General features: G+C 38.6%; 22 protein-coding genes. 20 read left to right on the top strand and 2 right to left on the bottom strand.

Annotated features, from left to right (window positions below; genetic code table 11):
- Positions 1-59: 59 nt before the first annotated feature.
- Positions 60-1,457 (top strand): APC family permease, encoded by a 1,398-nt coding sequence (locus FN031_RS01455; RefSeq protein WP_142556987.1) that lies wholly within the window; start codon positions 60-62, stop codon positions 1,455-1,457.
- A gap of 26 nt (positions 1,458-1,483) precedes the next feature.
- Here the strand turns inward: FN031_RS01455 and pbp3 are convergent, their stop codons facing one another.
- Positions 1,484-2,725 (bottom strand): D-alanyl-D-alanine carboxypeptidase PBP3, encoded by a 1,242-nt coding sequence (pbp3, locus tag FN031_RS01460; protein ID WP_142556989.1) that lies wholly within the window; start codon positions 2,723-2,725, stop codon positions 1,484-1,486.
- 104 nt (positions 2,726-2,829) lie between these two features.
- Here pbp3 and FN031_RS01465 point away from each other — a divergent pair, with 104 nt between their 5' ends.
- From FN031_RS01465 to FN031_RS01520, 12 genes are all read left to right on the top strand, one after another.
- Complete coding sequence (locus tag FN031_RS01465; RefSeq protein ID WP_142556991.1) at positions 2,830-3,939, top strand: AI-2E family transporter; 1,110 nt, start codon at positions 2,830-2,832, stop codon at positions 3,937-3,939.
- A gap of 218 nt (positions 3,940-4,157) precedes the next feature.
- The gene (gene tuf / locus FN031_RS01470) at positions 4,158-5,354 is read left to right on the top strand and encodes an elongation factor Tu (protein WP_075567734.1); all 1,197 of its coding nucleotides are present in this window, start codon (positions 4,158-4,160) and stop codon (positions 5,352-5,354) included.
- A 261-nt stretch (positions 5,355-5,615) separates the two neighbouring features.
- Entirely contained in the window at positions 5,616-6,254 is a 639-nt protein-coding gene (gene tmk / locus FN031_RS01475; protein ID WP_142556993.1) for a dTMP kinase, read from the top strand.
- The gene (locus tag FN031_RS01480; protein ID WP_142556995.1) at positions 6,251-7,141 is read left to right on the top strand and encodes a DNA polymerase III subunit delta'; all 891 of its coding nucleotides are present in this window, start codon (positions 6,251-6,253) and stop codon (positions 7,139-7,141) included. The genes tmk and FN031_RS01480 overlap by 4 nt, the downstream gene beginning before the upstream one ends.
- A gap of 27 nt (positions 7,142-7,168) precedes the next feature.
- Positions 7,169-7,486: a DNA replication initiation control protein YabA gene (gene yabA / locus FN031_RS01485; protein WP_142556997.1), complete on the top strand. Its 318-nt coding sequence runs from the start codon at positions 7,169-7,171 to the stop codon at positions 7,484-7,486.
- Between the two features lie 2 nt (positions 7,487-7,488).
- Positions 7,489-8,367 (top strand): 16S rRNA (cytidine(1402)-2'-O)-methyltransferase, encoded by an 879-nt coding sequence (rsmI, locus tag FN031_RS01490; protein ID WP_142556999.1) that lies wholly within the window; start codon positions 7,489-7,491, stop codon positions 8,365-8,367.
- 133 nt (positions 8,368-8,500) lie between these two features.
- On the top strand, positions 8,501-9,835 hold the full coding sequence (gene trmFO, locus FN031_RS01495) for a methylenetetrahydrofolate--tRNA-(uracil(54)-C(5))-methyltransferase (FADH(2)-oxidizing) TrmFO (RefSeq protein ID WP_142558580.1): 1,335 nt from the start codon (positions 8,501-8,503) through the stop codon (positions 9,833-9,835).
- Positions 9,836-9,921: 86 nt separating this feature from the next.
- The gene (gene pyrH / locus FN031_RS01500) at positions 9,922-10,656 is read left to right on the top strand and encodes a UMP kinase (protein WP_221887456.1); all 735 of its coding nucleotides are present in this window, start codon (positions 9,922-9,924) and stop codon (positions 10,654-10,656) included.
- A gap of 9 nt (positions 10,657-10,665) precedes the next feature.
- Complete coding sequence (frr, locus tag FN031_RS01505) at positions 10,666-11,223, top strand: ribosome recycling factor (RefSeq protein WP_006148672.1); 558 nt, start codon at positions 10,666-10,668, stop codon at positions 11,221-11,223.
- A gap of 60 nt (positions 11,224-11,283) precedes the next feature.
- A complete protein-coding gene (gene cvfB / locus FN031_RS01510) occupies positions 11,284-12,138 on the top strand; it encodes an RNA-binding virulence regulatory protein CvfB (RefSeq protein ID WP_142557003.1) in 855 nt (284 codons plus the stop codon).
- An 8-nt stretch (positions 12,139-12,146) separates the two neighbouring features.
- On the top strand, positions 12,147-12,362 hold the full coding sequence (locus FN031_RS01515) for a YozE family protein (protein ID WP_001232087.1): 216 nt from the start codon (positions 12,147-12,149) through the stop codon (positions 12,360-12,362).
- Positions 12,363-12,446: 84 nt separating this feature from the next.
- A complete protein-coding gene (locus tag FN031_RS01520; RefSeq protein WP_142557005.1) occupies positions 12,447-13,433 on the top strand; it encodes a PhoH family protein in 987 nt (328 codons plus the stop codon).
- A gap of 41 nt (positions 13,434-13,474) precedes the next feature.
- Here the strand turns inward: FN031_RS01520 and ald are convergent, their stop codons facing one another.
- Positions 13,475-14,587, bottom strand: a complete 1,113-nt coding sequence (ald, locus tag FN031_RS01525) for an alanine dehydrogenase (protein ID WP_142557007.1) — start codon at positions 14,585-14,587, stop codon at positions 13,475-13,477.
- Positions 14,588-14,779: 192 nt separating this feature from the next.
- Between ald and FN031_RS01530 the strand changes: the two genes are divergently transcribed.
- From FN031_RS01530 to atpB, 7 genes are all read left to right on the top strand, one after another.
- A complete protein-coding gene (locus tag FN031_RS01530) occupies positions 14,780-15,349 on the top strand; it encodes a GNAT family N-acetyltransferase (protein ID WP_142557009.1) in 570 nt (189 codons plus the stop codon).
- A 65-nt stretch (positions 15,350-15,414) separates the two neighbouring features.
- Positions 15,415-16,065 (top strand): helix-hairpin-helix domain-containing protein, encoded by a 651-nt coding sequence (locus FN031_RS01535; RefSeq protein ID WP_142557011.1) that lies wholly within the window; start codon positions 15,415-15,417, stop codon positions 16,063-16,065.
- The gene (locus FN031_RS01540; protein ID WP_142557013.1) at positions 16,049-18,256 is read left to right on the top strand and encodes a ComEC/Rec2 family competence protein; all 2,208 of its coding nucleotides are present in this window, start codon (positions 16,049-16,051) and stop codon (positions 18,254-18,256) included. The genes FN031_RS01535 and FN031_RS01540 overlap by 17 nt, the downstream gene beginning before the upstream one ends.
- A gap of 123 nt (positions 18,257-18,379) precedes the next feature.
- Entirely contained in the window at positions 18,380-19,666 is a 1,287-nt protein-coding gene (locus tag FN031_RS01545) for a peptidase U32 family protein (protein WP_142557015.1), read from the top strand.
- Between the two features lie 14 nt (positions 19,667-19,680).
- Complete coding sequence (locus FN031_RS01550) at positions 19,681-19,992, top strand: CHY zinc finger protein (protein ID WP_142557017.1); 312 nt, start codon at positions 19,681-19,683, stop codon at positions 19,990-19,992.
- 228 nt (positions 19,993-20,220) lie between these two features.
- Complete coding sequence (locus FN031_RS01555) at positions 20,221-20,421, top strand: F0F1 ATP synthase subunit C (RefSeq protein ID WP_004253309.1); 201 nt, start codon at positions 20,221-20,223, stop codon at positions 20,419-20,421.
- A gap of 32 nt (positions 20,422-20,453) precedes the next feature.
- Positions 20,454-21,170, top strand: coding sequence for a F0F1 ATP synthase subunit A (gene atpB / locus FN031_RS01560; RefSeq protein ID WP_142557019.1), 717 nt, complete (start codon positions 20,454-20,456; stop codon positions 21,168-21,170).

Raw genomic sequence — 21,170 nt, forward strand, 5'->3', positions numbered from 1 at the left:
TTCACATTTAAAACGATATATGGTAGAATAATACAAAAATCAGTAAATGGGGGATGAATATGAATATTTTTAGGACAAAAGATGTTAGTCTGGGTAAGACTGAAATGCATCGTCATTTGAAATTATGGGATTTAATTCTCTTGGGAATTGGTGCCATGGTTGGTACAGGAATCTTTACCATCACTGGAACTGCAGCAGCAACTCTGGCTGGCCCCTCATTGGTAGTTTCAATAGTAATTTCTGCTCTATGTGTGTCACTTTCAGCTCTCTTTTTTGCTGAGTTTGCATCACGTGTTCCGGCAACGGGTGGAGCCTATAGTTACTTATACGCAATTTTGGGTGAATTTCCAGCTTGGATAGCTGGTTGGCTCACAATTATGGAATTCATGACAGCTGTTTCAGGTGTTGCTTCGGGTTGGGCGGCATACTTTAAAGGTTTGCTAAGTAACTTTGGAATATCAATGCCTCAAGCCTTAAATGGAACATTTAATCCTGAACAGGGAACTTATATCGATCTCTTGCCCATACTAGTATTGGTATTAGTGACAGGACTTGTACTTTTAAATTCGAAAGCCGCCTTACGTTTTAATTCAATATTAGTTGTATTAAAATTTTCAGCCTTGGCTTTGTTTATCTTGGTTGGAATCTGGTACATTAAACCAGAAAACTGGTCCGACTTTGCACCATTTGGTTTTGGTAAGATATATGGAGGTAGCTCTGGTATTATGGCAGGTGCTTCGCTTATGTTCTTTGGTTTCTTAGGTTTTGAGTCAATTTCAATGGCTGTTGACGAAATTCAAAATCCACAAAAGAACGTTCCTCGTGGTATTGTTTTATCTCTTACTATTGTAACCATTCTTTATGCCTTAGTAACATTAGTGTTGACTGGTATTGTTCATTATAGCAAACTAAATGTTGACGACGCAGTAGCCTATGCATTGAGAAGTATCGGTATTGGTTGGGCTGCCAACTATGTGTCACTCGTTGCTATTTTTACATTGATAACTGTATGTATTTCCATGACTTATGCTTTGTCTAGAATGATTTATAGCTTGGCTCGTGATGGACTATTGCCTCAAACTTTTAAACAAGTGACTAAGACAAGTCGTATTCCAAAAAATGCAACAATCTTAACAGGACTTGTCTCAGCAATAGCTGCAGGAATTTTCCCTTTTGCAAGTATTGCAGCCTTTTTAAATATCTGTACCTTGGCTTATTTGATTCTGTTAGCGTATGGAATTATCAAATTGAGAAAAGATAAAGGGATGCCCAAAGAGGGAGAATTTAAAACCCCACTGGTTCCAGTTTTACCAATCTTTTCTATTCTAATCTGTTTATCTTTCATGCTTCAGTATACAGTTGAAACATGGATAGCCTTTGGGGTTGCTCTCCTAATAGGCATTATGATCTACTTTACTTATGGATATAAACATTCAACTGTTTTAGAAGATAAATAAAAAATCGCGTAAATCGCGATTTTTTTTTATAATTTTTCGTTTACGAATCGAACAAAACCATTCCACCAAACTTTAAGGAAGATAGCTTTTTCTACATTTTTTTCCGCAACCATTTCAAAGCTAGGTCTATCAGAAGTGACATAGCCTTGACCTACTAAATCCTTATCATCGTAGGTTAAATGACCAACGACTGTACCAGCTTCTATAGGCGCCGTAGGTTGATTGGTAGCTGGTGTATAACTAATGGATGATTGTGCTCGGCTACCTAAACGTTGAACGATTTTGATATCTTCTTTTGCGACAGCTATCACATTATCATCTTTTCCGTCTACAACCGAAGTTTTACTATCTTCATAACTTTCACCTTGCTTGACAATGGTTTGCAGAGCGTAGTTTGAGGAGATATAGTCTAATAGAGAAGAAGTAGCTGTGAAACGAGCGTATGGGTTGCCAGCTTGTGTATTAGCATTAAGGACAACCGTAATTATTCTCATTCCTTTTTCAACTGTAGTACCAACAAAGGATTCACCAGCTTTATCGGTCGTACCAGTTTTCAATCCGTCGATTCCACCGCGGTGAGCGGGCATATCCTCTAGCATAAAGTTAGTAGAGGTGATAGTCATTCCGGCAAAGGTTGAAGTTGGTTTCTTAGTAATTTCTAAAACTTGAGGATATTTTAGAATGAGGTTACGAGCAACGATAGCCACATCATAAGCACTTAATTTGTTCTCATCATCTTTTTTTGATCCTGGGTAGATATTATTACCAAGGATTTCATTATTAAGACCAGTTGTATTTACGATTGTAGCATCTTGGATTCCCCATTCCAGCAATTTTGCTTTCATCATGTCTACAAAATCTTTTTCTGATCCAGCTATCTTCTCTGAAAGGGCAATAGCCGCACTATTAGCACTAGAAACTAAAGTTGCTTCAAGCAACTCTTCTACAGTATAGTTTCGAGCTTCCAAAGGGACATTACTAGCTTCAGAATTAGTAGTAAGCTGGTATGGATAGTCAGAAATTTCAACGGGAGTAGTCAGAGAAATTTTTCCTTGTTCCAAGGCCTCATATACTAGATAAACAGTTATCAATTTACTAATAGATGCAATTTCGACGGGTTGAGTTGCGTCTTTCTCATATAAAATCTTACCAGTGTTAGCCTCTATAGCGATAGCGTGCTTGGCTGCTACATCAAATTCCTGTGCGTAAACAGGAGTTGCAGTAGCAAACAATAGGGGTGCGATCAATGTTAAAATTAATTTCTTCATAATAACTTTATTCTATCATAAAGAAAAAAAATATTCTTGTTTTTATGACAGGGGTTATCAATCTTTTTTAAATATGGTAAAATAGGGAGAAGAGGAGGTGGCATATGTTTCGGAGAAACAAATTATTCTTCTGGACTACTGAAATACTACTGATAACCTTAATTTTCTATCTTTGGAGAGAAATGGGTGCTATTATTACACCTTTTGTTAGTGTAATAAATACAATTATGATTCCTTTCTTACTGGGTGGTTTTCTGTATTATCTAACGAACCCCTTAGTCCAGTTTCTAGAGAAAAAATTAAAGCTGAATCGAATTATTGGAATTTTATTGACTCTCTGTGGCTTAGTATGGCTGATTGTAATAGGTGTTGTCTATCTCTTACCTATTTTAATCAATCAGTTGAGTAGTTTGATTAATTCTAGCCAAGATATATACAGCCGTATTCAAGATTTGGTAATACAATTATCCAAATACCCAGCTTTTCAAAATCTAGATGTTCAAAAGACTATTCAACAGCTGAATCTGTCTTATGTAGACATCCTACAAAATATCTTAAATGGTGTTACAAATAGTGTAGGTAGTGTCTTATCTGCATTAGTTAGCACTGTCCTGATTATTATCATGACGCCAGTTTTTTTAATTTATTTCTTGCTAGATGGACATAAGTTTTTACCTATGCTAGAAAGAAGTATTTTAAAGTATGATAGACTGAATATTTCTGGTCTAATAAAAAATCTAAATGCCACTATTTCCCGCTATATTAGTGGAGTTTCAATTGATGCAGTTATCATTGGATGTTTAGCCTATATCGGCTATAGTGTTATTGGTTTGAAATATGCACTAGTATTTGCAATCTTTTCAGGTTTAGCTAATTTAATTCCTTATGTTGGACCTAGTATTGGTCTTATACCGATGATCATATCAAACCTATTTACAGATCCTCAAAAGATGTTAATTGCTGTGATTTACATGCTTGTTATTCAACAGATTGATGGGAATGTATTATATCCACGGATTGTTGGTGGGGTTATGAAGGTTCACCCAATAACTATTTTAGTTTTGTTACTATTATCTAGTAATATTTATGGTGTTGTTGGAATGATTGTTGCTGTTCCAACTTATTCGATTTTAAAAGAGATTGCCAAATTCTTAGTCCGATTGTATGAAAATCACAAGGAAGTAAAAGAAGTTAAAAATCAATTATCAGAATAAAGAATCAGATTTTTCTGGTTCTTTTTTCTTAATTTTTAAAGAAATTTACTTATTTCAAATTATAGGATTGTCTTGTTTAGGGTAGAATAAGAATAATTCACAAATTCTATGTAAAACACTTGCAATTTAGCTGAAATTTGATAAAATAGTAAGGAAAGTTAGACTGTATTGCCTACTGTCTATCTATAAAATATATTTTATTGGAGGCTTTTACTCAAATGGCAAAAGAAAAATACGATCGTAGTAAACCACACGTTAACATTGGTACAATCGGACACGTTGACCACGGTAAAACTACCCTAACTGCAGCAATCACAACTGTTTTGGCACGTCGCTTGCCTTCATCAGTTAACCAACCTAAAGACTATGCGTCTATCGATGCTGCTCCAGAAGAACGCGAACGCGGTATCACTATCAACACTGCGCACGTTGAGTACGAAACTGAAAAACGTCACTATGCCCACATCGACGCTCCAGGACACGCGGACTACGTTAAAAACATGATCACTGGTGCCGCTCAAATGGACGGAGCTATCCTTGTAGTAGCTTCAACTGACGGACCAATGCCACAAACTCGTGAGCACATCCTTCTTTCACGTCAGGTTGGTGTTAAACACTTGATCGTCTTCATGAACAAGATCGACTTGGTTGACGACGAAGAATTGCTTGAATTGGTTGAAATGGAAATCCGTGACCTTCTTTCAGAATACGACTTCCCAGGTGACGATCTTCCAGTTATCCAAGGTTCAGCTCTTAAAGCTCTTGAAGGTGACTCTAAATACGAAGACATCATCATGGAATTGATGAACACTGTTGATGAGTACATCCCAGAACCAGAACGCGACACTGACAAACCATTGCTTCTTCCAGTCGAGGACGTATTCTCAATCACTGGACGTGGTACAGTTGCTTCAGGACGTATCGACCGTGGTACTGTTCGTGTCAACGACGAAATCGAAATCGTTGGTATCAAAGAAGAAACTAAGAAAGCTGTTGTTACTGGTGTTGAAATGTTCCGTAAACAACTTGACGAAGGTCTTGCAGGAGATAACGTAGGTATCCTTCTTCGTGGTGTTCAACGTGACGAAATCGAACGTGGACAAGTTATCGCTAAACCAGGTTCAATCAACCCACACACTAAATTTAAAGGTGAAGTTTACATCCTTACTAAAGAAGAAGGTGGACGTCACACTCCATTCTTCAACAACTACCGCCCACAATTCTACTTCCGTACTACTGACGTTACAGGTTCAATCGAACTTCCAGCAGGTACTGAAATGGTAATGCCAGGTGATAACGTGACAATCGACGTTGAGTTGATCCACCCAATCGCCGTAGAACAAGGTACTACATTCTCTATCCGTGAGGGTGGACGTACTGTTGGTTCAGGTATGGTTACAGAAATCGAAGCTTAATTCGATTTAGTTCCCAGAAGAACAATTATTTAAGTCAGACACTAAAAGAACCTTGCTTTGCAAGGTTCTTTTTTTGATTATACAAAGACAAAAAAGTATGGTAGTAAATTACGAAAATAGAAACTTAATTAAATAATTATCTTATTTATTAACTAATGTATACTCTAGTTTTCTGATTAAATTATTTATAGGTTAAAAAGCTTTTCACAAATGTCTATTTTTTTGATAGAATAGAAGATAGCAAATAGAAATGAGATAGACATGTCAAAAGGATTTTTAGTCTCTATTGAGGGACCAGAGGGGGCTGGGAAAACCAGTGTGCTTGAAGCTATCCTTCCAATATTAAAAGAAAAAGATGTTGATTTTTTAACGACACGTGAGCCAGGTGGTGTTTTGATTGGTGAGAAGATTCGAGAAGTCATTTTAGATCCTAGTCATACTCAGATGGATCCAAAGACAGAGTTGCTTCTCTATATTGCAAGTCGTAGACAGCACTTAGTAGAGAAGGTCTTGCCAGCACTTGCAGCTGGAAAATTGGTCATCATGGACCGTTTTATTGATAGTTCAGTTGCTTATCAAGGCTTTGGTCGTGGTTTGAATATTGAAGCTATTGACTGGCTCAATCAATTTGCGACAGATGGTCTCAAGCCGGATTTGACACTTTATTTTGATATTGAAGTAGAAAAGGGGCTTGAACGAATCGCGGCAAACAGCGATCGCGAAGTCAACCGTTTGGACTTGGAAGGTTTAGACCTGCACAGAAAAGTTCGCCAAGGCTATCTTTCCCTTCTTGAGAAAGAAGGTGAGCGTATTGTTAAAATCGATGCTAGTTTGCCATTGGATCAAGTAATTGAAAATACCAAGCAAGTCTTATTTGACAGAATGGGATTGACCAGATGATAAAAGATGAACTAAAGGATTGTCAACCACAGCAATATGAACGTTTTGTTCGCATTCTTGATCAAAACCAGCTGAAACATGCCTATCTTTTTTCAGGTTATTTTGGAAGTTTAGAAATGGCCTTATTTCTTGCTAAAAGTCTTTTTTGTACTGATAAACAGGGTGTTCTACCTTGTGAATCTTGTCGAAGTTGTAAATTGATTGATCAAGAGGAATATCCTGATGTAACAATCGTCCGTCCGATTAATCAAATTATTAAGACTGAACGGATTAGAGAATTGGTAGGGCAATTTTCTCAATCAGGTATTGAAAGTCAGCGCCAAGTCTTTATCATTGAACAAGCAGATAAGATGCATTTGAATGCCGCTAATTCACTACTAAAGGTTATTGAAGAACCGCAAAGTGAAGTTTATATTTTCTTCTTAACTAATGATGAGGATAAAATATTACCAACAATTCGGAGTCGAACACAGATTTTTCAGTTTAAGAAACAGGAAGCTAACCTTATTTTTCAACTTGAGAAATTAGGTCTAGTTAAGAAAAAAGCTAGATTGTTAGCTCAGTTTAGCCAATCTCAAATTGAAGCTGAAAAACTTCTTAATCAAGCAACATTTTGGACATTGGTTGAAGAAAGTGAGCGCTTATTTTCAGATATTTTATCCAGAAGAAGAGAATCATATTTACAAGTTGCTAAATTAGCTAGCTTAGCAGATGACAAAGAAAAACAAGATCAAGTACTTAGGATTTTAGAGGTGTTGGCTGGTAAAGAAATTCTGCAAACAGGAGCACAGCGTATACTAGAAAATCTTGTAGAAGTTAGAAAAATGTGGAAAGCAAATGTATCTTTCCAAAATGCAATGGACTACCTAGTTTTACAAAAATATTAAGTCTATGAAAGGGTTAAAGGGCTGCTGATGAATAAAAAAGAATTATTTGATGCCTTAGATGACTTTTCACAACAATTGTTAGCAACTTTAGCAGATGTAGAAGCCATCAAAAAAAATCTCAAGAGTGTTGTTGAGGAAAATACAGCTCTTCGTTTAGAGAATGATAAACTTAGAGAACGCTTGAGTGAGGAAGAAGAAACTGTCCCAACTAAAACTAAACATGTCAGAGAAAATGTGAGTCGAATCTATGACGACGGATTTCATGTTTGTCGAGATTTTTATGGGCAACGTCGAGAGCAGGATGCAGAATGTATGTTCTGTGATGAATTGTTGTTTAGGGAGTAAGCATGCAGATTCAAAAGAGTTTTAAAGGTCAATCTGCTTATGGCAAGCTTTATCTTGTCGCAACACCAATTGGAAATCTAGAGGATATGACTTTTCGTGCTATCCAAACTTTGAAAGAAGTTAGTTGGATCGCGGCAGAAGACACTCGTAATACTGGCTTATTACTTAAGCATTTTGATATTCCAACCAAGCAAATTAGTTTTCATGAGCATAATGCCAAGGAAAAGATTCCTGATTTGATTGATTTGTTGAAACAAGGTCAAAATATTGCCCAAGTTTCTGATGCGGGTCTACCTAGTATTTCTGATCCGGGTCATGATTTGGTTAAGGCTGCTATTATGGAAGATATAGCTGTAGTTACTGTTCCGGGTGCTAGTGCGGGAATTTCTGCCTTGATTGCCAGTGGATTAGCTCCACAACCTCATATTTTTTATGGCTTTCTACCTCGAAAATCAGGGCAACAAAAGCAATTTTTCGAATCGAAAAAAGATTATTCCGAGACTCAGATTTTCTATGAATCGCCTCATCGTGTAGCAGATACGTTGGAAAATATGTTAGCAGTTTATGGTGATCGCTCAGTTGTCTTAGTTCGAGAATTGACCAAGATTTATGAAGAATACCAACGAGGTCATATTACTGAGTTACTAGAAAGTATCGCAGAAACACCTCTTAAGGGCGAATGTCTTCTGATTGTAGAAGGTGCTAGTCAGGAAGTTGAAGAAAAGGATGAAGAGGATTTATTCTCAGAAATACAAGCTCGTCTCCAGCAAGGAATTAAGAAAAATCACGCCATTAAGGAAGTTGCAAAGATATATCAGTGGAACAAAAGCCAGCTTTACGCAGCCTACCACGAATGGGAAGATAATCAATTTAATGACTAAACAGGGAAGTTTGCCTTCTTCCCTTTTTTTGTTATACTAGTAAAAGAGAAAATAGAAAGATTTGTGGGTGTCAAACAGACCGGGGAGGTCTTTTGTTATGAACTTAAGTTTCACCCAAAGAGGTATTAGTGTCATGTCTCAATCTTATATCAATGTTATCGGTGCCGGTTTGGCAGGTTCGGAAGCAGCCTATCAAATCGCAGAGCGTGGTATTCCAGTTAAACTCTATGAAATGCGTGGTGTCAAATCAACACCTCAGCACAAAACAGATAATTTTGCAGAATTAGTGTGTTCCAACTCATTACGAGGGGATGCTCTTACAAATGCTGTCGGGCTCCTCAAGGAAGAAATGCGTCGCCTAGGTTCTATTATCTTGGAATCAGCAGAAGCTACACGTGTTCCTGCTGGTGGAGCGCTTGCGGTTGACCGTGACGGTTTTTCTCAAATGGTTACTGAAAAAATTGCCAACCACCCTTTGATTGAGGTCATTCGTGATGAAATTACAGAATTGCCGACTGATATTATCACAGTTGTCGCTACAGGTCCTTTGACGAGCGATGCCCTGGCTGAGAAAATTCATGCCCTTAATGACGGCGATGGCTTCTATTTCTACGATGCGGCAGCGCCCATTATCGACGTCAACACCATTGATATGAATAAGGTCTATCTCAAATCTCGTTATGATAAGGGAGAAGCAGCTTATCTGAATGCTCCGATGACCAAACAAGAATTTATGGATTTCCATGAAGCCTTGGTCAATGCGGAAGAAGCACCGCTCAATTCTTTCGAGAAAGAAAAATACTTTGAAGGCTGTATGCCGATCGAGGTCATGGCTAAGCGTGGCATTAAAACCATGCTTTATGGTCCTATGAAACCAGTTGGTCTGGAATATCCAGAAGACTATAAAGGTCCTCGTGATGGTGACTTCAAAACACCGTATGCAGTTGTTCAGCTTCGTCAAGACAATGCTGCGGGTAGTCTCTACAATATCGTTGGATTCCAAACCCACCTCAAATGGGGAGAACAAAAACGTGTCTTCCAAATGATTCCAGGACTTGAAAATGCGGAGTTTGTTCGTTATGGTGTCATGCACCGTAATTCTTACATGGATTCTCCAAATCTTCTTGAGCAAACATACCGTTCTAAGAAACAGCCAAATCTTTTCTTTGCTGGTCAGATGACAGGAGTAGAGGGCTACGTTGAGTCAGCAGCTTCAGGATTGGTTGCTGGAATAAATGCTGCTCGTCTTTTTAAAGGAGAAAGCCAGGCTATTTTCCCAGAGACAACAGCTATCGGAAGTTTAGCTCATTATATCACTCATGCTGATAGCAAGCATTTCCAACCAATGAATGTCAACTTCGGGATTATCAAGGAGTTAGAAGGTGAGCGTATTCGCGATAAAAAGGCTCGCTATGAAAAGATTGCAGAACGTGCTTTGACTGATTTAGAAGAATTTTTAAGCCTATAAATTTTTTGAAAGTTTAGTCCGTGAGACTATAAAATTATCAAAAAATGTGATAAAATAGTTTGAATAAAACAAAGGAGCGAAGTCAGGTGGAACCAAAATATAAACGTATTTTGATCAAGTTATCAGGTGAGGCCCTTGCTGGTGAACGTGGTATAGGTATTGATATTAAAACAGTTCAAGCAATGGCACAAGAAATTCAAGAAGTACATAACTTAGGAATTGAAATTGCTCTCGTTATCGGAGGTGGTAACCTCTGGCGTGGAGAACCTGCTGCGGAAGCTGGGATGGATCGTGTACAAGCAGACTATACAGGAATGCTTGGAACAGTTATGAACGCTCTTGTAATGGCAGATTCATTGCAACAAGTTGGAGTGGATACACGCGTTCAGACTGCAATCGCAATGCAACAAGTGGCTGAGCCTTATATTCGAGGACGTGCCCTTCGTCATCTTGAAAAAGGTCGTATTGTTATCTTTGGTGCTGGAGTTGGTTCACCTTACTTCTCAACAGATACAACTGCAGCCCTTCGTGCAGCTGAAATTGAGGCAGATGCTATCTTGATGGCAAAAAATGGTGTTGATGGTGTTTATAATGCTGATCCTAAGAAAGATAAGACTGCGGTTAAGTTTGAAGAATTGACTCACCGTGATGTTATTAGTAAAGGTCTTCGTATCATGGATTCGACTGCTTCAACACTTTCAATGGACAATGACATCGACTTGGTTGTCTTTAACATGAACCAACCAGGCAATATCAAACGTGTTGTATTTGGTGAAAACATCGGAACTACAGTTTCTAACAATATTGAAGAAAAGGAATAAAATAAGATTATGGCAAACGCAATTGTTGAAAAAGCAAAAGAGAGAATGACCCAATCTCATCACTCACTTTCTCGTGAATTTGGAAGTATTCGAGCTGGTCGTGCTAATGCAAGCTTGCTTGATCGTATCCACGTAGAATACTATGGTGTAGAAACACCCCTTAACCAAATCGCTTCTATCACTATTCCAGAAGCACGTGTCTTGTTGGTAACACCATTTGATAAAACTTCTTTGAAAGATATTGAACGTGCTTTGAATGCTTCTGACCTCGGTATTACACCAGCTAACGATGGTTCTGTTATTCGTTTGGTTATCCCAGCTCTTACTGAGGAAACTCGTCGTGACCTTGCTAAAGAAGTGAAAAAAGTTGGTGAGAATGCTAAAGTTGCTATCCGTAACATTCGTCGTGATGCTATGGATGAAGCTAAGAAACAAGAAAAAGCTAAAGAAATCACTGAAGATGAGTTGAAAACTCTTGAAAAAGATATTCAAAAAGCTACAGACGATGCTGTGAAACACATCGATGATATGACTGCCAATAAAGAAAAAGAACTATTGGAAGTCTGAGAAATAAACAGAAAAACTCAGTTGGCATTGCTGGCTGAGTTTTATTCGAAAGAAGGAAACATGAATACAAATCTTGCTAGTTTTATCGTCGGTCTGATAACTGATGAAAATGACCGTTTTTACTTTGTCCAAAAGGATGGTCAGACCTATGCTCTTGATAAGAAAGAAGGCCAGCATGCAATAGGTGATACCGTTAAAGGCTTTGTCTACACGGATATGAAGCAAAAACTTCGCTTGACGACCCTAGAAGTGACTGCGACTCAGGAACAGTTTGGTTGGGGAACAGTAACAGAAGTTCGTAAGGATTTGGGTGTCTTTGTTGATACAGGACTTCCTGACAAGGAAATCGTTGTGTCACTGGATATCCTACCTGAACTTAAAGAGCTCTGGCCAAAGAAGGGCGATAGGCTCTATATTCGTCTAGAGGTAGATAAGAAAGACCGTATTTGGGGAATCTTAGCCTACCAAGAGGACTTCCAACGTTTAGCTCGTCCAGCTTACAACAACATGCAAAACCAAAATTGGCCAGCAATCGTTTATCGTCTCAAGTTATCGGGTACTTTCGTTTATCTACCTGAAAATAATATGCTGGGCTTTATTCATCCAAGTGAGCGTTATGCAGAGCCACGTTTGGGGCAAGTGTTAGATGTACGTGTCATTGGTTTCCGTGAGGTGGATCGTACTCTTAATCTTTCACTGAAACCCCGCTCTTTTGAGATGTTAGAAAATGATGCACAAATGATTTTGACATACTTGGAAAGCAATGGTGGATTTATGACCTTGAATGACAAATCGTCACCTGACGATATTAAGGCAACCTTCGGTATCTCTAAAGGTCAGTTTAAAAAAGCGCTCGGTGGCTTGATGAAGGCTGGAAAAATTAAACAAGACCAGTTTGGAACAGAGTTAATTTAGGGAGTTATATGAGAAAATCATTTTATACTTGGCTTATGACAGAGCGTAATCCAAAAAGTAATAGTCCTAAAGCAATTTTAGCGGATCTTGCCTTTGAGGAATCAGCTTTCCCAAAACACACGGATGATTTTGATCAAGTCAGTCGATTTTTAGAAGAACATGCCAGTTTTTCCTTTAATATGGGAGACTTCGATCGCATCTGGCAAGAATATTTAGAACATTAAAGATACCATAAGTGTTAGGGATAGCAATTTCTAATTGCCTTTGCTATAATAAAAAGAAATTAAAGAGTTAGAGAGGTTCTTTATTTGAAGGAACATTCAATAGACATTCAGTTAAGTCATCCAGATGACCTGTTTCATCTTTTTGGTTCCAATGAACGCCATCTTCGCTTGATGGAGGATGAGTTAGATGTTATCATCCATGCTCGTACAGAGATTGTACAAGTTTTGGGAGAGGAGTCTTCTTGTGAAGAAGCACGGCAAGTAATTCAAGCCTTGATGGTCTTGGTCAATCGTGGCATGACAGTAGGAACTCCGGATGTGGTGACAGCCATCAATATGGTTAGAAACAATGAAATCGATAAGTTTGTTGCCCTCTATGAAGAAGAGATTATTAAAGACAATACTGGTAAGCCGATACGTGTAAAGACACTGGGTCAAAAACTTTATGTAGATAGTGTTAAGAACCATGATGTTACCTTCGGGATTGGGCCAGCGGGCACAGGAAAAACTTTCCTCGCAGTGACCTTGGCTGTTACAGCTCTCAAACGTGGACAAGTCAAGCGTATTATCCTGACTCGTCCAGCAGTAGAAGCTGGAGAAAGCTTGGGATTTCTACCAGGAGATTTGAAAGAAAAGGTAGACCCTTACCTTCGTCCAGTCTATGATGCCTTATATCAGATTTTAGGGAAAGACCAAACAACTCGTCTCATGGAGCGAGAAATTATTGAGATTGCGCCTTTGGCCTACATGCGTGGACGTACCTTGGATGATGCCTTTGTCATTTTGGATGAAGCACAAAATACAACTATCATGCAGATGAAGATGTTCTTGACTCGTCTTGGATTCAATTCTAAAATGATTGTAAATGGTGATATTAGTCAGATTGACCTACCTCGCAATGTCAAGTCAGGTTTGATCGATGCCCAAGAAAAACTTAAGAACATTCACCAAATCGACTTTGTACACTTCTCAGCCAAGGATGTTGTCCGACATCCAGTAGTCGCTCAGATTATTAGAGCCTATGAACCTCGACCTGTCAAAGTTGAAGAAAATCAAGAAGAAACAGAATAAAGAAAAAGAGCAAGTTCGTCTGAACTGCTCTTTTTTTATGATTAAATAAGCTCACTAATTGAAGTAAACTCACGATGTAAACCTTCAGCAACAGGTTGGCTTGTGAGTTGACCTTGATAAGTTGTTACACCTTCACGTAATCCAGCATCGTCAAGGATTGCTTTCTTAAATCCTTTTCCTGCCAATGCTTCGATATATGGAAGAGTCACATTTGTAAGGGCGATAGTAGAAGTACGAGCAACTGCTCCAGGAATGTTAGCAACCGCATAGTGGAGAACACCATGTTTTTCATAGACAGGCTCATCGTGGGTTGTTACACGGTCAGCAGTTGCAATAACGCCACCTTGGTCAACAGCAACGTCTACGATGACAGAACCAGGACGCATTTGTTGAACCATTTCATCTGTCACAAGTTTTGGTGCTTTTGCTCCAGGAATCAATACTGCACCGATAACAACGTCTGCTTCACGCACACTTGCTTCAATATTAAATGGGTTAGACATGAGTGTTTGGATTTGGTGACCAAAGACATCTTCAAGTTCAGAGAGACGTTTAGCGCTGATATCAAGAATAGTTACTTGAGCTCCTAAACCAAGAGCGATACGTGCTGCGTGTGTACCAACGACACCACCACCGATAATGCTTACTTTTCCTTTTGGTACACCTGGGACACCACCTAAAAGAACTCCAGAACCACCAGCTTGTTTCGTCAAGAAGTGAGCTCCGATTTGGACAGCCATACGACCAGCAACTTCACTCATAGGGACTAACAAAGGTAGTTGACCTTGGTTGTCACGAACAGTCTCGTAAGCAACACCAGTTGTTTTTGCTGCTAACATAGCATCCGCTAATTCTGGAGCTGCTGCCATATGCAAGTAGGTGAAGAGAAGTAAATCATCACGTAGGTACTGGTATTCAGTATCTAGAGGTTCTTTAACCTTAACAACTAACTCTGCAGCCCAAGCTTCTTTTGCAGTCGCAACAATTTCTGCACCTTGTTTTTCATAATCAGCATCTGCAAAGCCAGAACCAAGTCCTGCATTTGTTTCAACGAGAACTCGATGTCCACGACCAACCAAACTGTGGACACCAGCAGGTGTTAAAGCCACACGATTTTCATTGTTTTTAATTTCTTTTGGAATTCCAATTAGCATAGAGATTTTCTCCTTTTTTAGGTTTCAGGAACCTTAATAAACCATCAGTGATAGAATCAAAGGGATTCATCTGATGGTTTTATTTTATATGAAAGTTGGACGAAAATCAAGAAAAATTCTTGAATTCTTCTGCATTTTTTGCTAAGCTTTTAGAAAAAAATTTTTTTTTAAAGAAAAAGGGAGGACTGGGCAATGGAATCACTATTTATCAAACTAGCGAAGCATCCCGTTATCGAAACTGAACGTTTGGTTCTAAGACCTGTGACATTGGGTGATGCAGAAGCTATGTTTGAGTATGCTTCAGATAAAGAAAATACGCGCTATACTTTTCCAACCAATCAAAGTTTAGAGGAAACCAAGAACAATATTGCTCAGTTTTATCTAGCCAGTCCATTGGGCCGATGGGGAATTGAATTAAAAAGTACAGGAGAGTTTATAGGAACCATTGACTTGCACAAGATCGATACTGTTCTTAAGAAGGCAGCCATTGGTTACATTATCAATCAAAAATATTGGAATCAAGGTTTGACGACTGAAGCCAATCGAGCTGTAATTGAACTGGCTTTTGAAAAGATTGGGATGAATAAGTTGACGGCCCTTCACGATAAGGATAATCCTGCGTCAGGAAGAGTCATGGAGAAATCAGGCATGCGCTTTTCTCACGAAGAACCATATGCTCGTATGGACCAGTATGAAAAAGGTCGTATCGTGACGAGAGTGCATTATATCTTAACCAAGGAAGATTATTTTGCAAATAAGTAAGCAGTTGAAAAGATTTTTCAGCTGTTTTTTCTTTGCATTACGAATAAGATAAGAGAGGAGAAATTATGGAAGAACTTATTGAGAAAATCAAAGAATACAAAATCATTGTCATCTGTGCCGGTTTGGGCTTGGTCTTGGGTGGATGTTTACTCCTAAAACCATCAACGCACGCACCTGCTAAGGAAAGCAATTTGCAGACTGAAGTTACAACTGTTCCAAAGGATTCAGCTAGCGAAAAAGAGGAGAAGAGCCAGAAAGAGAAAACAGAAGAAGTGGTGGAGCAAGATTTGATCACTGTCGATGTGAAAGGTGCGGTCAAATCACCTGGAATCTATGATTTGCCAGTTGGAAGTCGTATCAATGATGCTGTACAAAAAGCTGGTGGCGTGACAGATAATGCAGATAGTAAGTCTATCAATCTTGCCCAGAGAATTAGTGACGAAGCACTTGTTTATGTTCCGACTAAGGAAGAAACCACTAGTCAAGAGGCACATTCAAATGCTTCCAACACCAAAGAAAACAAGAAAGTCAATCTCAATAAAGCCAGTTTGGAGGAGCTAAAACAAGTCAAGGGATTGGGAGGCAAACGTGCTCAGGACATCATCGACCACCGCGAAACCAATGGTAAGTTTAAATCAGTTGATGACCTCAAGAAAGTGTCAGGCATTGGTGCTAAGACAGTAGAAAAGTTAAAAGAATATGTCACAGTGGATTAGTCGCATACCCATCCCAAAAATCTATCTCAGTTTTCTACTATTATGGATCTATTATGCAATCTTTTCAACAAGTGTGTTAGCGCTTTTGGGTTTTGTCTTTTTACTATTTTGTCTCTTTTTCCAATTCCCATGGAAGACTGTGACCAAGGTTCTCTTAATTTGTGGACTATTTGCTAGCTGGTTTTCATTTCAAAAATGGCAGCAAGAAAAAGCCAGTCATCATCTCGTTAACTCAGTAGCTACAGTCCGAATATTACCTGATACTATCAAAGTAAATGGTGATAGTTTATCTTTTCGAGGCAAGGCTGATGGCAGACTCTTTCAGGTCTATTATAAATTCCAGTCAGAGGCTGAAAAGGAAAGGTTTAAAGAGTTATCTGAACTGCATGAGATAGTAGTAAAAGGAAAGCTAGCTATTCCTCAGGGAGCAAATAATTTTGCTGGATTTGATTATCGAGACTATCTCAAAACACAGGGGATTTATCAGACCTTAACTATTTCGGAAATTGTCGAATTAAAGAAAGCATCCAGCTGGGATATAGGAGAAAATCTATCCAGCTTGCGGAGAAAAGCAGTTGTCTGGATAAAAAGGAATTTTCCTGACCCCATGCGTAATTATATGACAGGTCTTTTATTAGGGCACTTGGACACAGATTTTGAGGAAATGAATGAACTCTATTCCAGTCTAGGGATTATTCACCTTTTTGCTTTGTCAGGGATGCAGGTTGGTTTCTTCATGAATGCTTTTAAAAAGTCACTCTTACGATTGGGTTTGACGCAAGAGAAGTTCAAATGGCTTGCCTATCCCTTTTCTTTGGTCTATGCAGGTTTGACAGGGCTCTCAGCTTCTGTTATTAGAAGTCTGTTACAAAAACTTTTGGCTCAACATGGCTTCAAGGGGCTGGATAACTTTGCTCTGACTATCCTAGTCTTGTTCATTGTGATGCCGAATTTCTTCCTAAGTGCTGGAGGAGTGCTCTCCTGTGCTTATGCCTTTATCCTGACCATGACTGGCGAGGAAGTAGAAGGAATAAAAGGTCTAGTGAGAGAGAGTTTCCTTATTTCCCTGGGAATCTTGCCGATTTTGTCATTTTACTTTTCTGAATTTCAACCGTGGTCTATTCTCTTGACCTTTGCATTTTCCTTCTTATTTGATGTGGTCTTTTTACCACTCTTATCGATTCTCTTCTGTCTGTCATGGATATATCCTATTACCCAAGTCAACTTTCTCTTTGAATGGCTAGAAAACATCATACGCTATGTATCTCAGCTATCTACTAGGCCCTTTGTTTTTGGTCAACCGAATCTTTGGGTTTTAGTATTTCTGTTAATGTCTTTGGCTCTTGTCTATGACTATCGTAAACATTTGAAAAAAATACCGATCATTGTCCTATTTGCCCTAGCTCTCTTTTTAGTAACCAAACACCCACTGGAAAATGAAATCACGGTCTTAGATATGGAGCAGGGACGAAGCATTTTCCTAAGAGACATGACAGGAAAGACCATTCTCCTAGATGTCGGGGAAAAGTCTGAAGTTGAAAAGAAAGAAGTTTGGCAGGAGAAAGTCACCACCAGCAATGACAAACGTAGTTTAATCTCTTATCTTAAAAGTAGAGGAGTCGCAAAGATTGATCAGCTTGTTTTAACGGATAGGGAACCTAAGCAACTAGATCATGTGTTAGAAATCAGTAAAACCTTCGTGATAGGAGAAATTCTCGTAACTGAAGAAACTCTGTCTCAAAGAGATTTTTTTGATAAATTAAAGGAAAATAACTTGAATGTACGACCTCTTAAAACTGGAGATAACTTATTTGTTTTTGGGAGTCATTTGGAAGTAATCACAACTCAAAACAAGGATAAAAAAGACTCAATTGCCATGTATGGAAAACTACTACATCAAACCTTTCTAGTTACTGGAGATATAGAGGAGAATTCCTTAACGAGCTATGATCCCAAACTCCAAGCAGATGTTCTGATCACTCATCAGTCATCATCGAAGAATAAGAGTGATGTCGAGGTCTTCAAAAATTTACAACCTAAAATGACTGTCATGTCGGTAGACAAGAAGAAAAGATTTAAAGTAATTAACCAAGAAGATAAAGAAGTTGAAAATGCGATATACAAAACGGATAAAAAAGGAGCCATTCGTTTCAAAGGCTGGAGCTCTTGGAAAATAGAAACAGTTCGATGAATTTGAACTTTAGAAGAAAATTAAAATTGTCTAAACAATCAATCAAAACTTGATTTTAGAACTTTTTTGCTATAAAATGGTAAAGATTAGTGTCAAACTTTTATATTGCAAATAGGAGAAAACATGACAAAAACTTTGAAACGTCCTGAGGTTTTATCACCTGCAGGAACACTAGAAAAACTGAAAGTAGCTGTTCAATACGGAGCAGATGCTGTCTTTATCGGTGGTCAGGCCTATGGTCTTCGTAGCCGTGCGGGTAACTTCACTTTTGAGCAAATGGAAGAAGGGGTTCAGTTTGCGGCCAAATATGGTGCTAAAGTGTATGTAGCAGCCAATATGGTTATGCACGAAGGAAATGAGGAAGGCGCTGGAGAATGGTTCCGTAAACTACGTGACATCGGTATTGCAGCGGTTATCGTATCAGATCCAGCCTTGATTATGATTGCAGCAACGGAAGCACCAGGACTTGAAATCCACCTGTCAACACAAGCTAGTGCAACTAACTACGAAACTTTAGAATTCTGGAAAGAACTTGGCTTGACGCGTGTCGTTTTGGCGCGTGAGGTTTCTATGGAAGAATTGGCAGAGATTCGCAAACGTACAGATGTTGAGATTGAATCCTTCGTTCATGGAGCGATGTGTATCTCATACTCTGGTCGTTGTACTCTTTCTAACCATATGAGCATGCGTGACGCCAACCGTGGTGGATGTTCACAATCTTGCCGTTGGAAATATGACCTTTACGACATGCCATTTGGTCAAGAACGTAAGAGCCTTAAGGGAGAAATTCCTGAAGAATTCTCTATGTCTGCGGTTGATATGTCTATGATTGACCATATCCCAGATATGATTGAAAATGGTGTGGATAGTCTGAAGATTGAGGGCCGTATGAAGTCTATCCACTACGTTTCGACAGTAACAAACTGCTATAAGGCTGCCGTTGATGCTTACCTTGAGAGCCCTGAAAAATTTGAGGCCATTAAACAAGATTTGGTAGATGAAATGTGGAAGGTAGCCCAACGTGAATTGGCTACAGGTTTCTACTACGGAACACCATCTGAAAATGAACAACTTTTCGGAGCTCGTCGTAAGATTCCAGAATACAAGTTTGTTGCTGAAGTAGTAGCTTATGATGATGCGAATCAGACAGCAACCATTCGCCAACGTAATGTTATCAATGAAGGTGACCAAGTTGAGTTCTACGGTCCTGGCTTCCGTCATTTTGAAACTTATATCGAAGACCTTCATGATGCTAAAGGAAATAAAATCGACCGTGCGCCAAACCCGATGGAACTTTTGACCATCAAGGTTCCCCAACCAGTACAAGCTGGGGACATGGTCCGTGCTTTGAAAGAAGGTCTCATTAACCTTTACAAAGAAGATGGAACAAGTGTCACCGTTCGTGCCTAGATAAGGATGAAATAATGGTTCAAGCTCAGGGCTTACTAGTTGATGATGAAAGCAGATGTGTTCATTATCATAGTGACAAAGATATCGTAGCCCTTCAGTGCTATGATTGTAAGAAATACTACGCTTGTTATCAGTGTCACAATGCTATAGAAAGACATACATTTAGTCCTTATCCTTTAAATCTGAAAGAGGATAGACCGATTTTATGTGGATCCTGTGGGAATACACTAACCTATGTGGAGTATACCGAGAAGGGAACTTGTCCATTTTGTAATGCTGTATTCAATCTAGCTTGTCAAAATCATCATTCAATTTATTTCAGATAAGAAATGCTAAATCCGAGTTGTAAAGCTCGGATTTTTATTTTCAGAAAATAATGAAATATAGTGAAAGGATCGTGAAATGGGAATAAAATTTTCTATGTAATCGTCTTGAAAATCGTAAAATTGGAAATAAATGATTCGAAACGCTTCCATTACTAGTAAAAATTTGACAAAAGCCAATTTTAGGTCTAAACTTAAGAGGTAAATTTAAATTATTAAGGAGAATTCGTCATGAATTTAACATTTTTCGGACTTTGTCTTGCCTGTATGGGTGTATCTATTGCAGAAGGATTGATTATGAGTAATCTCTTTAAATCTGCAGCTCGTCAACCTGAAATTATTGATCAATTACGTAGCCTTTTGATTCTTGGTGTTGCCTTTGTAGAAGGTACCTTCTTTGTAACCTTGGCGATGGCATTTGTCATTAAATAGACAACTCTATTTAGAAATGGAGGTGTCAAACCATGGAAGAAAGTTTGAATCCAACCGTTAATATTGGACCAATATCCTTTGATTTGACCCTGCTTGCCATGTCTCTTGTAACTGTTTTGATGGTTTTTGCCTTTGTCTACTGGGCAAGTCGTAAAATGACCATCCGTCCAAAGGGTAAACAAAATGCTCTTGAGATGATTTATGACTTTGTGATTGGTTTTACCAAACCAAACATTGGAGAATCATACATCAAGGATTATTCCTTGTTTCTGTTTTCTCTATTTCTGTTTATCTTGGTTGCCAATAATATCGGCTTAATGGCAAAAGTACAAACAACAAACGGTTATAACTTGTGGACTTCTCCAACAGCCAACCTTGGATACGATTTATCCCTCTCATTCTTGATCACTTTGATCGCCCATGTAGAAGGAGTTCGTCGTAGAGGCGTTAAAGAATATTTGAGAGCATTTGTTACACCTGGCTTTATGACTCCGATGAACATTTTAGAAGAGTTCACCAATTTTGCTTCCTTGGCGATTCGGATCTACGGAAATATTTTTGCCGGTGAGGTCTTAGCTGGATTGCTATTGGCCTTGTCACAACATGCCTTGTATTGGTATCCTTTTGCCTTTATCGCAAACATGTTATGGACAGCCTTTTCAATTTTCATTTCATGTATTCAGGCTTATGTATTTACCATGTTGTCATCTATGTACATTGGTAAAAAAATAAATGAAGGGGAAGAGTAA

It is taken from the genome of Streptococcus mitis (assembly GCF_902159415.1).
In the GTDB taxonomy this organism is placed as follows: domain Bacteria; phylum Bacillota; class Bacilli; order Lactobacillales; family Streptococcaceae; genus Streptococcus; species Streptococcus mitis_BG.

Excerpts from the sequence above, each read along its gene's own strand:
- FN031_RS01545 (WP_142557015.1), top strand. The coding sequence starts at position 18,380 with ATGACAAAAACTTTGAAACGTCCTGAGGTTTTATCACCTGCAGGAACA.
- tmk (WP_142556993.1), top strand. The coding sequence starts at position 5,616 with ATGTCAAAAGGATTTTTAGTCTCTATTGAGGGACCAGAGGGGGCTGGG.
- FN031_RS01455 (WP_142556987.1), top strand. The coding sequence starts at position 60 with ATGAATATTTTTAGGACAAAAGATGTTAGTCTGGGTAAGACTGAAATG.
- FN031_RS01555 (WP_004253309.1), top strand. The coding sequence starts at position 20,221 with ATGAATTTAACATTTTTCGGACTTTGTCTTGCCTGTATGGGTGTATCT.
- FN031_RS01550 (WP_142557017.1), top strand. The coding sequence starts at position 19,681 with ATGGTTCAAGCTCAGGGCTTACTAGTTGATGATGAAAGCAGATGTGTT.
- frr (WP_006148672.1), top strand. The coding sequence starts at position 10,666 with ATGGCAAACGCAATTGTTGAAAAAGCAAAAGAGAGAATGACCCAATCT.
- FN031_RS01535 (WP_142557011.1), top strand. The coding sequence starts at position 15,415 with ATGGAAGAACTTATTGAGAAAATCAAAGAATACAAAATCATTGTCATC.
- FN031_RS01515 (WP_001232087.1), top strand. The coding sequence starts at position 12,147 with ATGAGAAAATCATTTTATACTTGGCTTATGACAGAGCGTAATCCAAAA.
- pbp3 (WP_142556989.1), bottom strand. The coding sequence starts at position 2,725 with ATGAAGAAATTAATTTTAACATTGATCGCACCCCTATTGTTTGCTACT.
- rsmI (WP_142556999.1), top strand. The coding sequence starts at position 7,489 with ATGCAGATTCAAAAGAGTTTTAAAGGTCAATCTGCTTATGGCAAGCTT.
- FN031_RS01480 (WP_142556995.1), top strand. The coding sequence starts at position 6,251 with ATGATAAAAGATGAACTAAAGGATTGTCAACCACAGCAATATGAACGT.
- trmFO (WP_142558580.1), top strand. The coding sequence starts at position 8,501 with ATGTCTCAATCTTATATCAATGTTATCGGTGCCGGTTTGGCAGGTTCG.
- atpB (WP_142557019.1), top strand. The coding sequence starts at position 20,454 with ATGGAAGAAAGTTTGAATCCAACCGTTAATATTGGACCAATATCCTTT.
- tuf (WP_075567734.1), top strand. The coding sequence starts at position 4,158 with ATGGCAAAAGAAAAATACGATCGTAGTAAACCACACGTTAACATTGGT.
- FN031_RS01465 (WP_142556991.1), top strand. The coding sequence starts at position 2,830 with ATGTTTCGGAGAAACAAATTATTCTTCTGGACTACTGAAATACTACTG.
- FN031_RS01540 (WP_142557013.1), top strand. The coding sequence starts at position 16,049 with ATGTCACAGTGGATTAGTCGCATACCCATCCCAAAAATCTATCTCAGT.
- ald (WP_142557007.1), bottom strand. The coding sequence starts at position 14,587 with ATGCTAATTGGAATTCCAAAAGAAATTAAAAACAATGAAAATCGTGTG.
- FN031_RS01530 (WP_142557009.1), top strand. The coding sequence starts at position 14,780 with ATGGAATCACTATTTATCAAACTAGCGAAGCATCCCGTTATCGAAACT.
- cvfB (WP_142557003.1), top strand. The coding sequence starts at position 11,284 with ATGAATACAAATCTTGCTAGTTTTATCGTCGGTCTGATAACTGATGAA.
- yabA (WP_142556997.1), top strand. The coding sequence starts at position 7,169 with ATGAATAAAAAAGAATTATTTGATGCCTTAGATGACTTTTCACAACAA.